General features: G+C 65.6%; 12 protein-coding genes. 1 reads left to right on the top strand and 11 read right to left on the bottom strand.

Annotated features, from left to right (window positions below; translation table 11 throughout):
- Positions 1-55: 55 nt before the first annotated feature.
- Both AC3WLF_RS21795 and ppsA read right to left on the bottom strand, forming a co-directional pair.
- On the bottom strand, positions 56-478 hold the full coding sequence (locus AC3WLF_RS21795) for an NfeD family protein (RefSeq protein ID WP_010809583.1): 423 nt from the start codon (positions 476-478) through the stop codon (positions 56-58).
- 152 nt (positions 479-630) lie between these two features.
- Positions 631-3015: a phosphoenolpyruvate synthase gene (ppsA, locus tag AC3WLF_RS21790; protein WP_492317830.1), complete on the bottom strand. Its 2385-nt coding sequence runs from the start codon at positions 3013-3015 to the stop codon at positions 631-633.
- Positions 3016-3412: 397 nt separating this feature from the next.
- Between ppsA and ppsR the strand changes: the two genes are divergently transcribed.
- Positions 3413-4216, top strand: coding sequence for a posphoenolpyruvate synthetase regulatory kinase/phosphorylase PpsR (gene ppsR / locus AC3WLF_RS21785; protein WP_010809585.1), 804 nt, complete (start codon positions 3413-3415; stop codon positions 4214-4216).
- Between the two features lie 48 nt (positions 4217-4264).
- Here ppsR and AC3WLF_RS21780 read toward each other — a convergent pair whose 3' ends face one another.
- The 9 genes from AC3WLF_RS21780 to rseP all read right to left on the bottom strand — a co-directional run bounded on the left by AC3WLF_RS21780 (position 4265) and on the right by rseP (position 13961).
- Positions 4265-5047, bottom strand: a complete 783-nt coding sequence (locus AC3WLF_RS21780) for a TrmH family RNA methyltransferase (protein WP_492317831.1) — start codon at positions 5045-5047, stop codon at positions 4265-4267.
- Between the two features lie 34 nt (positions 5048-5081).
- Complete coding sequence (gene rnhB / locus AC3WLF_RS21775) at positions 5082-5807, bottom strand: ribonuclease HII (protein ID WP_492317832.1); 726 nt, start codon at positions 5805-5807, stop codon at positions 5082-5084.
- On the bottom strand, positions 5807-6940 hold the full coding sequence (gene lpxB, locus AC3WLF_RS21770; protein ID WP_492317944.1) for a lipid-A-disaccharide synthase: 1134 nt from the start codon (positions 6938-6940) through the stop codon (positions 5807-5809). The genes rnhB and lpxB overlap by 1 nt, the downstream gene beginning before the upstream one ends.
- 87 nt (positions 6941-7027) lie before the next feature.
- Complete coding sequence (gene lpxA, locus AC3WLF_RS21765; protein WP_340530707.1) at positions 7028-7831, bottom strand: acyl-ACP--UDP-N-acetylglucosamine O-acyltransferase; 804 nt, start codon at positions 7829-7831, stop codon at positions 7028-7030.
- A 134-nt stretch (positions 7832-7965) separates the two neighbouring features.
- Complete coding sequence (gene fabZ, locus AC3WLF_RS21760; RefSeq protein WP_010809590.1) at positions 7966-8415, bottom strand: 3-hydroxyacyl-ACP dehydratase FabZ; 450 nt, start codon at positions 8413-8415, stop codon at positions 7966-7968.
- 12 nt (positions 8416-8427) lie between these two features.
- Positions 8428-9519 carry a UDP-3-O-(3-hydroxymyristoyl)glucosamine N-acyltransferase gene (gene lpxD, locus AC3WLF_RS21755; protein WP_492317833.1) on the bottom strand — a complete coding sequence of 364 codons (1092 nt, stop codon included), beginning with the start codon at positions 9517-9519 and terminating at the stop codon, positions 8428-8430.
- 53 nt (positions 9520-9572) lie between these two features.
- Positions 9573-10100, bottom strand: coding sequence for an OmpH/Skp family outer membrane protein (locus AC3WLF_RS21750; RefSeq protein ID WP_492317834.1), 528 nt, complete (start codon positions 10098-10100; stop codon positions 9573-9575).
- A 23-nt stretch (positions 10101-10123) separates the two neighbouring features.
- Entirely contained in the window at positions 10124-12457 is a 2334-nt protein-coding gene (gene bamA / locus AC3WLF_RS21745; protein ID WP_231881344.1) for an outer membrane protein assembly factor BamA, read from the bottom strand.
- 100 nt (positions 12458-12557) lie between these two features.
- The gene (gene rseP, locus AC3WLF_RS21740; protein ID WP_010809594.1) at positions 12558-13961 is read right to left on the bottom strand and encodes an RIP metalloprotease RseP; all 1404 of its coding nucleotides are present in this window, start codon (positions 13959-13961) and stop codon (positions 12558-12560) included.
- Between the last annotated feature and the right edge of the window lie 51 nt (positions 13962-14012).

Raw genomic sequence — 14012 nt, 5'->3', positions numbered from 1 at the left:
GGCGGCAGGCGGATCGCAGCGCGACAATTGCCGCGCTGCGCATTAAGACAGGGTTTCAGCGGGGAGACACGACCAGGGTGCTGCCACGCACCGCGACGATGCGGTGGCGTCCTGGTGCGGCGGCACAGTTGGGCGCCAGCTCCACGGTCCAGTCGGCGCCGCGGTACGGCACGCGGGCGCGCCCGTTGGCGTCCCAGCCGGGCACGTCCAGCTCCTGGCCGATATCGATATTGACGTTGGGATCGGCGGCGGCGTTGCCGCGCCGCAGCTTGCCAAAGCGGGTGCGGCGCAGGCCTGCGATCAGCACCGCAGCGACCAGCGCCGCCACCAGCGTCTGCGCGGCCGGCGACAATCCCAGCAAGGCCCCCACGCCGCCGGCGGCCAGCCCCACCGCCACCATCAGCAGGTAGAAGGTGCCGGTGTTCATCTCGATGATCACCAGCGCGACCGCTGCCACGAACCAGATGTAGTACGCCATCCAAGCTCCCGTTCGTCCAGATACATCCCGAAAAGTAAAAACCCCGCAGCGCCTTTCAGCGTCTGCGGGGCAGTAGCAACACCTGACGCAGGGCCGGTGCCTGCCGGCTGCCAGAAGGCGCCGGCAATGTCGTTATTGTGACGTCAAATGCTTCAGGAAGCCAGCTTTTGCCAGGTCTCGACCACCGAGTCCGGATTCAGCGAGATCGACTTGATGCCTTCCTTGGTCAGCCACTCGGCAAAGTCCGGATGGTCCGAAGGGCCCTGGCCGCAGATGCCGACGTACTTGTCCAGGCGGAGGCACGCCTCGATGGCGCGCGACAGCATGAACCGCACTGCCGGATCGCGCTCGTCGAAGTCCTTGGCCAGCAACTCCATGCCGGAGTCGCGGTCCAGGCCCAGCGTGAGCTGGGTCAGGTCGTTCGAGCCGATCGAGAAGCCGTCGAAGTACTGCAGGAACTCTTCGGCCAGGATCGCGTTGGACGGCACTTCGCACATCATGATGACGCGCAGGCCGTTCTCGCCGCGCTTCAGGCCGTGCCTGGCCAGCAGCTCGATGACCTTCTCGGCCTGGCCCAGCGTACGCACGAACGGCACCATGATCTCGACGTTGGTCAGGCCCATTTCATCGCGCACGCGCTTCATGGCCTTGCATTCCATCTCGAACGCTTCGGCGAAGTCATCGGCGATATAGCGCGAGGCGCCGCGGAAGCCCAGCATCGGGTTTTCCTCGTCCGGCTCGTAGCGCGAACCGCCGATCAGCTTCTTGTACTCGTTGGACTTGAAGTCCGACAGGCGCACGATCACGGGCTTCGGGTAGAAGGCCGCGCCGATGGTGGCGATGCCCTCGGCCAGCTTGTCGACGTAGAACGCGCGCGGGCTGGCATGGCCGCGCGCCACGCTTTCCACGGCCTTCTTCAGGTCGGCATCGACTTGCGGGTAGTCGAGGATGGCTTTCGGGTGGACGCCGATGTTGTTGTTGATGATGAATTCCAGGCGGGCCAGGCCGACGCCGCAGTTCGGGATCTGCGCGAAGTCGAACGCCAGCTGCGGGTTGCCCACGTTCATCATCAGCTTGACGTCGATTTCCGGCATGTCGCCACGCTGGACTTCGGTCACTTCGGTTTCCAGCAGGCCGTCGTAGATGCGGCCTTCGTCGCCTTCGGCGCAAGACACGGTTACCAGCGTGCCGTCCTTGAGGATGTCAGTGGCATCGCCGCAGCCGACCACGGCCGGCACGCCCAGTTCACGCGCGATGATGGCGGCGTGGCAGGTACGGCCGCCACGGTTGGTGACGATGGCCGAGGCGCGCTTCATCACCGGCTCCCAGTTCGGGTCGGTCATGTCGGCCACCAGCACGTCGCCGGGCTGCACGCGTTCCATCTCGGACGGGTCGTTGATCACGCGCACCGGGCCGGTGCCGATCTTCTGGCCGATGGCGCGGCCGCTGGTCAGCACGGGGGCGGTGCCCTTGAGCTTGAAGCGCAGCTCGGCCTTGCCGGCGGACTGGCTCTTCACCGTTTCCGGGCGGGCCTGCAGGATGTAGATCTTGCCATCCTTGCCGTCCTTGCCCCACTCGATGTCCATCGGGCGGCCATAGTGCTTCTCGATGATCATCGCGTAGCGGGACAGCTCGGTCACGTCCTCGTCGCTGATCGAGTAGCGGTTGCGCAGTTCGCCCGGCACGTCGACGGTCTTCACGCGGCCGGCTTCGCCCGGCTTGGTGAATTCCATCTTGATCAGCTTGGAGCCGATCGAGCGGCGGATGATCGGGTACTTGCCGGCCTGCAGCGTCGGCTTGAAGACGTAGAACTCGTCCGGGTTGACCGCGCCCTGCACCACCGTTTCGCCCAGGCCGTAGCTGGAGGTGATGAAGACCACGTCGGGGAAGCCGGATTCGGTGTCGATGGTGAACATCACGCCCGAAGCGGCCAGGTCCGAACGGACCATGCGCTGGATACCGGCGGACAGTGCCACCACGTCATGGGCAAAGCCCTTGTGCACGCGGTAGGAAATGGCGCGGTCGTTGTACAGCGACGCGAACACGTGCTTGATCTTGTCGAGCACGTCGTCGATGCCGCTGACGTTCAGGTAGGACTCCTGCTGGCCGGCGAACGAGGCGTCGGGCAGGTCTTCGGCGGTGGCCGACGAACGCACGGCGAACGAGGCCTCGGCGCCTTCGCGCTCGGCCACGCGGGCGTAGGATTCACGGATTTCCTGTTCCAGGCGCGGCTGGAACGGCGCGGAGGCGACCCACTCGCGGATCTCGGCACCGGCCTCGGCCAGGGCCTTGACGTCGTCGACGTTCAGGGTCTTCAGGCGCTGGGAAATGCGCTCGGTCAGGTTGTTGTGGGCAAGGAAGTCGCGGAAGGCGAGCGCGGTGGTGGCAAAGCCGCCGGGAACCCGGACGCCGGCCTCCGCCAGCTGGGAGATCATCTCGCCCAGCGACGAATTCTTGCCGCCGACGATTTCCACGTCAGCCATGCGCAACTGCTCGAACGGCAACACGTAGGCGCCGTTATCTGCCTGGTTAGTCATGAGAGCCTCAAAACAAAGTAGAAAACTTGTCGCCCATGTCCGGTATGTTCTTGGAGTTCTGTTCCCGGACTGATCGCTTGGCTAAGCAACCCCGAACTGGCGCTGCGGACCTGGCGCTACGGCTCTCATCGCGTAGCGCAGATTGTCGACAATTCCGGGCCCGGATTGTTCCATGGGCGGGCACCCTGCGGAATTGCTTAGCGAAAAGATCGCCGCTATTCTACCGTGCTGCGCCGCACTTTTCTGCGGAAGATTGAATCTATTTATTTATTGCGCCATCCCCATGTCCCTGCCAGAAGCGCCCGGAACGGCGACGCCCGGGTCCCAGCCTGGAACGCAGCCTGAATCCCCCTCCGCTCCCGCGCCCCAGGCCAGCGAGCGCCCTGCGGTCCGCACCGTGTTCATCGTCTCGGATGGCACCGGCATCACGGCGGAGACGTTCAGCCACTCCATCCTGGCCCAGTTCGAGATGCGCTTCCGCAAGGTGCGCATGCCCTTCGTCGATACCCCGGAAAAGGCACATATCGCCGTCGGCAAGATCAATGAGGCATTCCACAACGAAGGCGTGCCGCCCATCGTCTTCACCACCCTGGTCAACCAGGAAGCGAACAAGGCACTGCGCCGCGCCAAGGCGATGATCCTGGACATGTTCCAGACCTTCATCGAGCCGCTTGAGAAAGAACTGGGGCTGAAGTCGACTCACGCCATCGGCCGCTTCCACCAGAACGCTGATACAGAGGCTTACAAAAACCGGATCGAAGCGATCAACTTCTCGCTGGCGCATGATGACGGCCAGTCACACAAGAACCTGGAAGAAGCCGATGTGATCCTGGTGGGCGTGTCGCGCAGCGGCAAGACCCCGACCAGCCTCTACCTGGCCATGCAATACGGGCTGAAGGCGGCCAATTACCCGCTGATCCCCGACGATTTCGAGCGCGGCCGGCTGCCGTCGGCGTTGTATGCGTTCAAGCCGAAGATCTTCGGCCTGTCGATCGATCCGCAGCGCCTGACCGAGATCCGCAACGAGCGCCGCCCCGGCAGCAAGTACGCGGCGCTGGAAAACTGCCGCTACGAGGTCAACGAAGCCGAGGCCATGATGCGGCGTGAAGGCATCAAATGGCTGTCGTCGACGCACAAGTCCATTGAGGAAATCGCGACCACGATCCTGCAGGAGATCAAGGTCGATCGCGACAACTACTAAGTAAAAAGCGGCCGCTCAGGCCGCTTTTTTTGCACTGCCGGCGCAGCCTCAGGCGGCGCGCCGCTGGCGCACTGCCTCGAACAGGCAGATGGCGGTCGCCGCCGCCACATTCAGCGATTCCAGCCCGCCCGGTTGCGGGATTCCCACCTTGCGCGTGACGTGCGCCATCCAGGCCTCGCTGACCCCTGCCCCCTCGTTGCCGACCACCCAGGCCACCGGCCCGCGCAGGTCGGTTTCGAATACCGCGGCATCGGCGTGCGACGAAGTCGCCAGCAGCGGCACCGCGAGGCGCGGCGCAAGCGACTCAAGCGTGCAGTGCTCGACGATATTCAGGTGAAAGTTGGCACCCATGCCGGCACGCAGCGTCTTGACCGACCAGGCAAAGGCACAGCCGGTGGCAAGGAAGGCATGCTGGATGCCGGCGGCGGCGGCGCTGCGCAGGATCGAGCCGACATTGCCGGCATCCTGCACCCCGTCCAGGATGATGCAGTCCTGCTCGATGCGCGCAGGCAGATGCCCGACCGGCGTCTCGATCACCAGCATCAGATCGATGCCATTGACCACGCCGCTGATCTGCGTGAACAGTGCATCGGCCAGCACCACCACGCGCTCGGCCTCGATCAGCGCCAGCACCGGCGCCACCTCGGCATGGTCGTAGTGCCGTTCCGACACCACGCAGGTGACGGGCTGGCCGCGCGCGGCCACATAGGCCTGCGCCAGGTGCACGCCGTCGAGCAGCGACTGCCCTGCCTTGCGGCGCTGGTGCGTGGAAGTGGCCAAGGCCTTCAGATGCTTGAACAGCGCGTTGTCGCGCGAGGTGACGTGCTTCACGATGCGGGAATTGTCGGGATACGCCGGTTGCCCCTCAGGGCGCGACCGTGACCGATACCGAGGCGCTGGCCCCGGTGACTTCGATGACTTCGGTAACTTCGGCCACCGCGGTGAACATGGGCCGCTGCTGCAGCGCCTCGCGCACGGGCGCAAACGAACGGCGGTGGTGCGGCGTGGCGCCGAACTCGGCCAGCGCAGCCAGATGCTGCGGCGTGCCGTAGCCGACGTGCGAATCGAAGCCGTACTGCGGATAGCGCTCGTGCAGCACCTTCAGCTCGCGGTCGCGCGCCACCTTGGCCAGGATCGACGCCGCCGAGATCGCCTTGACCAGCGCATCGCCCTGGACAATGGCTTCGACCGGGAACGGCACCTGCGGGCAACGATTGCCATCGACCTGCACCAGGTCCGGCACGATGCCGCTGGCGGCCAGCCCCTGCACGGCACGCTGCATTGCCAGCATGCTCGCGTGCAGGATGTTGAGCGTATCGATCTCCTCGACCGTGGCAAAGGCGATATGCCAGCCCAGCGCGCGTTCGCAGATCTTTTCGTAGAGCTGCTCGCGCTTGGCGGCAGTCAGGATCTTGGAGTCGGCCAAGCCGCGAATCGGACGCTTCGGGTCCAGGATCACCGCGGCGGCATAGACCGGCCCGGCCAGCGGGCCGCGGCCCGCTTCGTCAACGCCGCACAGGCGCTGCACGGCGGCAGCGGCCGGGGCGAGATCGAGGCCCATCTGGGGAGAAGCGGCATTGCGGCGCGCCATCAGACGGTCCCCCGGCTGTGCATCAGATCCACCACCACATCGGCGGCCAGTTGCGCGGTATTGCACTTCAGCGTCTCGTGCATGCGGGTGAAATGCTCGTAGAGGAAGGCGGTGTTGCCCTCGTCGTTGAGCTGCAGCAGCGTTTCGCGGGCCAGCGCCTCGGGCGTGGCATCGTCCTGCAGCAGTTCCGGCACGACGAAGCGCCCTGAAAGGATATTAGGCAATCCCACGTACGGCAGGTAACCCTGCCGCTTCATGATCTGCGCGGTCAGCCAGGGCACCTTGTACGAGATCACCATGGGCTTCTTGTACAGCGCCGCTTCCAGCGTGGCGGTGCCGCTGGCCAGCAGCACCACGTCGGCCGCCTCCATCGCCTGGTGCGACTTGCCGTCGACGATGGTCAGGCGCAGTTCTGGATACTGCGCGTGCAGTTCCTCGACGATGCCGCGCAGCTGCGCGCTCGCCACCGGCAGCACGAACGCCAGGTTCGGGTCCATGCGCTGCATGCGAGCCATGGCGGCAAAGAAGGTGGCGCCGAGGTTGCGCACTTCGGACTGGCGGCTGCCCGGCAGCACGGCGACGATGCGGTGCCCGGCCGGCAGGCCGAGTTCGGCGCGCGCGCCGGCGACGTCGGGCACCATCGGGATCACGTCAGCCAGCGGATGGCCCACGTAGGTGGCCGGGATGCCGGCCTTGGCGTAGATCTCCGGCTCGAACGGGAACAGGCACAGGATGTGGTCCACCGCGCGCGCGATGGTGCGGATGCGCCCGCCGCGCCAGGCCCAGATCGACGGGCTGACAAAATGCACCACCGGGATGCCGGCACGGCGCAGCGGCAGTTCCAGGCCGAAATTGAAGTCCGGGGCGTCAACCCCGATAAAGCATTGCGGCGGATTGGCCAGCAGCCAGTCGCGCACCGCGCGCCGCGTGGCCAGGATCTCGCGCAGCGAGCCCAGGACCTCGACATAGCCGTTGACCGACAGTGTTTCCATCGGCCAGCGCGAGGTGAAGCCCTGCGCCATCATGCGCTTGCCGCCGATGCCGGCGTACTCGACCGTATCGCCCAGGCGGGACTGCAGCCCGCCCATCATCAACGATGCCAGCAGGTCGCCCGAGGCCTCGCCGGCCACCATGGCGATGGTGCCGCGCTTGTCCGCAGCGCTACCGTTGCCTGTGGGCAAGCCACCCCGAATTGCGGCGTCGACCATTGCGGTCCGGTCTCAGCGTACGATGCCGCGCTGGGTGGCGGCAAGGAAGTCGACGAACGCGCGCAGCGGCGCCGCGGTGCCGGCATCGGACTGGCCCAGCAAGGCAGTGATCTCGTTGCGCGCCTCATCGAAGCTGAGGTCGGACTTGTAAAGCAGCTTGTAAGCCTGGCGCAGCGCGGCGATCTGGCCCGCGTCGAAGCCGCGGCGGCGCAGCCCCTCGACGTTGACGCCGTGCGGCGTGGCCTTGTTGCCGCTCTTGTCGCTGGCGGCGATCACGAACGGCGGCACGTCCTGCACCAGCGCCGAGGCGCCGCCCAGCATCGCATGGGCGCCGATGCGCACGTACTGGTGCACGCCGCTCATGCCGCCCAGGATCGCCCAGTCGCCCACTTCAACGTGGCCGGCGATCTGCGCGTTGCTGGAAAACACGGTGTGGTTGCCGACCGTGCAGTCATGCGCGATATGCACGTAGGCCATGATCCAGTTGTCGTTGCCGAGGCTGGTCAGGCCGCGGTCCTGCACCGTGCCGGTGTGGATCGTGGTGAATTCGCGGATGGTGTTGCGGTCGCCGATCTCGAGCCGGGTCGGCTCGTTGCGGTACTTCATGTCCTGCGGCACGCCGCCGACCGATGCGTAAGGACCGATCGTGTTGCCCTCGCCGATCGTGGTGTAACCCTCGACCGTCGTATGCGAGCCGACCCGGGTGCCGCTGCCGATCCGCACGTTGGGGCCGACGATGGAGAACGGGCCGACGGTCACGTCGGATGCCAGCTCTGCTTTCGGGTCGACCAGCGCGGTGGGGTGGATTTGCGTCATACGTCCTGTCCTTTGGTGTGTCTGGTGAAGGATGGGCCAATGCGCGGGGCAATGGTTCCCGTCCGGGCCGCTTGCCCCCGTTGCACGGGGGCGCGGCAGTCAGCCGGCGGCGCTGCCGCCGGCCGCGGGCGGCCTCACTCGGCCTGCTTCACGGTGCACATCAGCTCCGCCTCGCAGGCCACCTTGTCGTCCACCGTGGCGAACGCCTTGAACTTCCAGATGCCGCGGATATAGCGTTCGACTGTCACGTTCATGTGCAGCTGGTCGCCCGGGTACACCACCTGCTTGAAGCGGGCCCCGTCGATGCCGACAAAGTAGTACAGCGCGCCTTCCTTGCGCTCCATGTCGGCGCCGAAGGTCAGCAGGCCGGCCGACTGCGCCAGCGCCTCCAGGATCATCACGCCCGGCATCACCGGCTGTTCCGGGAAATGACCCTGGAAGTACGGTTCGTTGATGGTGACATTCTTCAGCGTCTTGATCCGCTTCTGCGCCTCGAACTCCAGCACGCGGTCCACCAGCAGGAACGGGTACCGGTGCGGCAGCAGTTTGAGGATCTTGCGGATATCGATTTCGGCCGCGCTCATGATGATTTCTCTTTAGTCTTGTGAGGGTTGGGACCCGGCGGCCTGGCCGCGCAGGCGGCGTTCCAGCGCCACCACCCGTTCGCGCAGCCTGGTCAGGCCGCGCACGATGGCTGCATTGCGCTCCCACTCGCCGTGCGGCAGGAACGGGAAGACGCTGGTGAAATGCCCCCCGGGCTTGGTAATGGATTTGGTGATCGAGGTGCCGCCCGACACCGTGGTGCGGTCGGCAATATTCAGGTGGCCGGAAAAATTGGCCGCCCCGCCGATCACGCAGAAGCGCCCGATGCGCGTGCTGCCCGATACCGCGGCGCAGCCAGCGATGACCGTATGGGCCCCGACGCGCACGTTATGCGCGATCTGGACCTGGTTGTCGATCTTGCAGCCGTCCTCGATCACGGTGTCGGCCATGGCGCCGCGGTCGATTGCCGTATTGGCGCCGACCTCCACGTCATTGCCCAGCACCGCGCGTCCCGTTTGCGGGATCTTTACGTATTCCACGCCGGTTGCGCTGATGTCCGGCGCAAAGCCAAAGCCGTCCGCGCCGATCACCACGCCGCTGTGCAGGATGGCGCGGGCGCCGACCACGCAACCGTGGTAGACCGAAACGTTGGCATGGAGCAGCGAATCGTCACCGATCTCCGCCTGCGCGCCGACATAGCCGTTGGCCAGGATGCGCACGCGCTCGCCCAGGCGCGCGCCGCGCTCGATCACCACGTTGGGGCCGATGTAGCACGAAGCCGGCACCACCGCGTCAGGCGCCACGGTCGCGCGCGGATCGATGCCGGTGCGGGTATCGGTGTTGGCGGCGCGGTCAAAACGCTGCGCCACGCGGGCAAAGCATACGTAGGGATTGCGCGCCACCAGCCAGTTGCGGCCGTCGGCCCTGCCCTCGGCGCGAACGCGCTCGAGGTCGGCTGCCGAGACAATCACGGCGCCGGCCTGCGAATCCAGCGCCTGCTGCAGGTAGAGCGGATTGGACAGGAACGAGAGCTCGCCCGGTCCGGCCTGGTCCAGGGGGGCCAGGCCGACGATCGCCAGGTCGGGGTCACCCACAACCTGCGCGCCGTTCTCGGTGGCGAGCTGACCCAGTGTGGGTGTCTGCATGGCGGTACTTCCTAAAAAAACGAAAGACGAAAGAACGTGAGAACCGGTGCGGCTTAGCGGGCGCCGGCGTTCAGCGCCTTCATCACGTCGTCGGTGATGTCGATGCGCGGGTTCACGTACACCGCTTCCTGCACGATCAGGTCGTACTTGCGCTGCTCGGCCAGCTGGCGGATCACGCGGTTGGCGCGCTCCAGCACCTGTGCCAGCTCTTCATTGCGGCGCTGGTTCAGGTCCTCGCGGAACTCGCGCTGCTTGCGCTGGAACTCGCGGTCAAGGTCGGCCACTTCGCGCTGGCGGCGCTGGCGGTCGGAGTCGGCCAGCACGGCCGTGTCCTTGTCGAGCTTGTCGGCCATGCCCTTGATCTTCTGGGCCATGTCCTGCAGTTCGCGGTCGCGCTTGGAGAATTCCTGCTCCAGCTTGACCTGGGCAGCCTTGGCCGGCTGCGAGTCGCGCAGGATGCGTTCGGAGTTCACGGCCGCAATGCGCGCCTCCTGGGCCGAGGCCGGCGCCGCTGCGCAGAGGGCAGCCGTGGCGAGCGCGGCGGCGCCCAGGGATTTGACCAGCTTGGATGTTGTAATCATTTGAAACAGATCCTTTATCAGAATCAGAATGCCGTGCCGATCTGGAACTGGAAGCGCTGGACCTTGTCGTTGGTGTCGCGATTGAGCGGGAAGCCCATGCTGATCTTCAGCGGGCCAATCGGCGACAACCACGACATGCCGAAGCCGGTCGAGTACTTCAGCTCGCTGAAGCTCAGCGGCTGACCTTCCTGGTAGACATTACCGAAGTCAAAGAACGTGAACAGGCGCAGCGTGCGGTCCACGCCCGAGCCCGGCAGCGGGAAGATGAACTCGACGTTGCCGATCATCTTCGAGGCACCACCCACCGGGTTGCCATTCTGGTCCTTCGGGCCCAGCGTGCTGGTCTGGTAGCCGCGCACCGAGCCGATACCACCGGCGTAGAAGTACTTGAACACCGGGAACGGCGTGTTGCCGTAGCCGTGGCCGTAAGCGACTTCGCCGTTCAGTGCCAGCGTGAAGGACTTCGAGATCGGATAGAAGTACTGCTGCTGCACGCTGGCGCGGTAGTACTGCGTATCGCCGCCCGGCAGCCCGACTTCCAGGTTGGCCTGGGTGTACGGTCCCTTGGTCGGCACCAGCGCGCTGTCGCGGCGGTCACGTGCCCAGCCGATGGTGAACGGGAAGTTGTTGATGCCGTCGCCGGAGCTCTTGCCGATCTTGTTCAGCCAGTCGGTGTACTGGCTCGGCGTGTTGACCGACGTATACACCTGGGTCCGTTCATAGCCGATGCCGAAGAACACCGTATCGACTTCCGAGAACGGCACGCCGAACTTGAAGCCACCGCCGGCGGACACGATCTTGTAGTCCTGGTCGCCGGTGTAGTACAGCGGGCGCGAAGTACGGTAGTAGATGTCGGTCGAGCGGCTGATGCCGTCCACCGTGAAATACGGGTCGTACTGCGTCAGCGCGATGGTACGGAACGACTTGGCGGTGTTCACGTCCAGGCCCAGGCTGGTGCCGGAGCCGAACACGTTGTCCTGGCGCAGGCCGGCCTGCAGCACCAGCTTGTCGGTGGACGAGAAGCCCACGCCCAGGCTGATCTGGCCGGTCGGCTTTTCAGTCACGTTGACGTTCACATCGACCTGGTCGGGCGCGCCCGGCACGTCTTCGGTGGTGATGTTGGTGTCGGTGAAGTAGCCGGTACGGTTGATACGGGCTTGCGACTGCGTGAGCTTCTCGCTGTCGAACCACGAGCTTTCCATCTGGCGCATCTCGCGGCGCACCACTTCGTCGCGGGTCTTGCTGTTGCCCACCACGTTGACGCGGCGCACGTAGACGCGGCGGCCCGGGTCGACCATCAGGGTCAGCGCGACTTCACGCTTTTCCTTGTCGATCTGCGGTTGCGGGTTGATGGTGGTGAACGCGTAGCCGTAGGTGCCCAGCAGGTCGGTGATGGCCTTGGTGCTCTGCGTCAGCTTCTCGGACGAGAAAATATCGCCCTTCTTCAGCTGCAGCAGTTTTTCCATTTCCTCCTGCTTGCCGAGCAGCTCGCCCGCCAGGCGCACATCGGACACCTTGTACTGGTCGCCTTCCTTGATGTTCAGCGTCAGGAAGATGTCCTTCTTGTCCGGGGTGATCGACACCTGGGTCGACTCGATCGCGAACTCCAGGTAGCCGCGGTTCAGGTAGAACGAGCGCAGCGCTTCCAGGTCGGCGGTCAGCTTCTGCTTGGAATACAGGTCGTTCTTGGTGTACCAGGACAGCCAGTTCGGCGTGGACAGCTGCATTTCGTCGCGCAGCGTGCCTTCCTTGAAGGCCTTGTTGCCGACGATATTGATCTGGCGGATCTTGGCGACCGGGCCTTCATCCACGTTGAACACGACCGAGACGCGGTTGCGGTCCACCGGCGTGATCGTGGTCTGCACGTCGGCGGCATAGTAGCCGCGCGCGACGTACTGGCGCTTGAGCTCCTGCTCGGCCTTGTCGATCAGTGCCTTGTCGTAGTAACGGGCTTCGGCCACGCCAACGGCACGCAGCGAACGGCGCAGCGTGTCCTTGTCGAATTCCTTGATGCCGACGAATTCGAGCTGCGAGATCGCCGGCCGCTCTTCGACCTGGACCACCAGCACGCCTTCCTCGGCGCGGATCTGCACGTCCTTGAAGAAGCCGGTATTGTAGAGGGCACGGATGGCGTCGGCGCCCTTGTCATCGGTGAAGGTCTCACCGACGCGCACCGGCAGGTAGCCAAACACGGTACCCGGCTCGACGCGTTGCAGGCCCTCAACGCGGATGTCCCTGACGACGAACGGATCGGCAGCCCAGCCCGCCGGGCTCCAGGCTGCAATAACGGCACTCGCCAGCAAGCCCAGCGAAATGCGCTTATGTCTGATCAATGTTGATCCCCTCTTTGATTCCATCCAGGATTGCGCTCCGATGCCTTATTGGACTGCGCCTGGCAAATGGCGTCCCTGGCGACGGTGCCCGACGACACCACCGCCCCCTTGCCGATACACGTTTCTAGCCGTTCGCCAGAAACATTCGGCTGACGTCATTGAACAAAGCGAGCGAAGTCAGGAGCAAGATGCAGGCGATGCCAACCTTCTGCAGCATTGCCTGCCAGTGGTCTGGGACGGGCCGGCCAGTCAAAAATTCCACGCAATAATACAGCAAATGCCCCCCATCCAGAACCGGAATGGGTAACAAATTGAGTACACCAAGGCTTACGCTGACCAGTGCCAGGAAGCTGACAAAGGCCTGCAGGCCCAGGTTTGCGGCACGCCCCGCGTAGTCCGCCACGGTCAGCGGGCCGCTCAGGTTCTGCAGCGAAGCCTGCCCCACCAGCATCTTGCCCAGCAGCTTGAGCGAGAGCGCGCTGGTGTCCCAGACCTGGCCGGCCGCACGCGCCAGCGCCTGGTCCGGCCGGTAGCGCACGGTTTCCATCTGCACCGCCTGGCTGAGCGCCGCGCCGAGCTTGCCCGCCGGCGCCGCGGTGGCGCCGCTCGCGTCCTTGGCGCCATCGCGCGCCACGGCGGTGTCTAGCGTCACCGGCACGTCCAGGCGCTTGCCGTCGCGCTCGATGCCCAGTGTCACGGTCTGGCCGGGCTGGCTGCGCACCGCCTTGATCAGCGCGCTGGCCTGCGTGAGCGGGCTGCCCTGCCAGGCAACGATGCGGTCGTCCTTTTTCAGTCCGGCGCGCTCTGCGGCCGAGTCCGGCAGCACCTCGGTAATCGTCACCGGCCCGCCCTTCAGGTTCAGGCCCAGCGTGGCCAGCGGATCCTGCTCGGGATTGCCGCCGGTATTGGGCAGGCGCGGCAGCGTTACGTCGCGCTCGGCCCCGTCGGCGCCGCGCACGCGCAGCACGGCGCGCGCATCGCCAAAGCCCTCGGCGAATACGGCCATGCGCAGGTCATTCCAGGAGCGCACCGCTTCGGTATGGTCATTGGCGGTCAGCGACAGCACCCGGTCGCCTTCGCGCACGCCGGCCTGCGCCGCCATGGTGCCGGCCGCGGGCGCCGCCACCACCGGCACGGGCTCGCGCATGCCGCCGGCAAAGAGCGCGAAATACAGCACGATTGCCAGTGCAAAATTGGCCAGCGGGCCGGCCGCCACGATCACGAAGCGCTTGCCGACCGGCTGGCGGTTGAAAGCCCGCGGCAGGTCGGCCGGGTCGATCGGCGTGTCGCGCTCGGGATCGACCTCGCGCTCGTCCAGCATCTTGACGTAGCCGCCCAGCGGGATCGCCGCCACCGTCCATTCGGTCCGGTCGCGGCTTTTTGAAATCCAGCGCAGCAAGGGCCGCCCGAAGCCGATCGAGAAACGCAGCACCTTCACGCCGCAGGCACGCGCGGCGAGGTAGTGCCCCATTTCGTGCACATAGATCAGCACGCACAGGGCAACGATGAAAGCGAGTACGGTTTGCATGGAGTCGGGACGTCGGTAACGATGGCTGGACTGGCGCGCCGGGCCCCGGGG

It is taken from the genome of Cupriavidus sp. FW306-01-F10A (assembly GCF_058782785.1).
The sequence above is the reverse complement of the archived record's forward strand: the minus strand, read 5'-3'. Positions and strand labels throughout refer to the sequence as shown.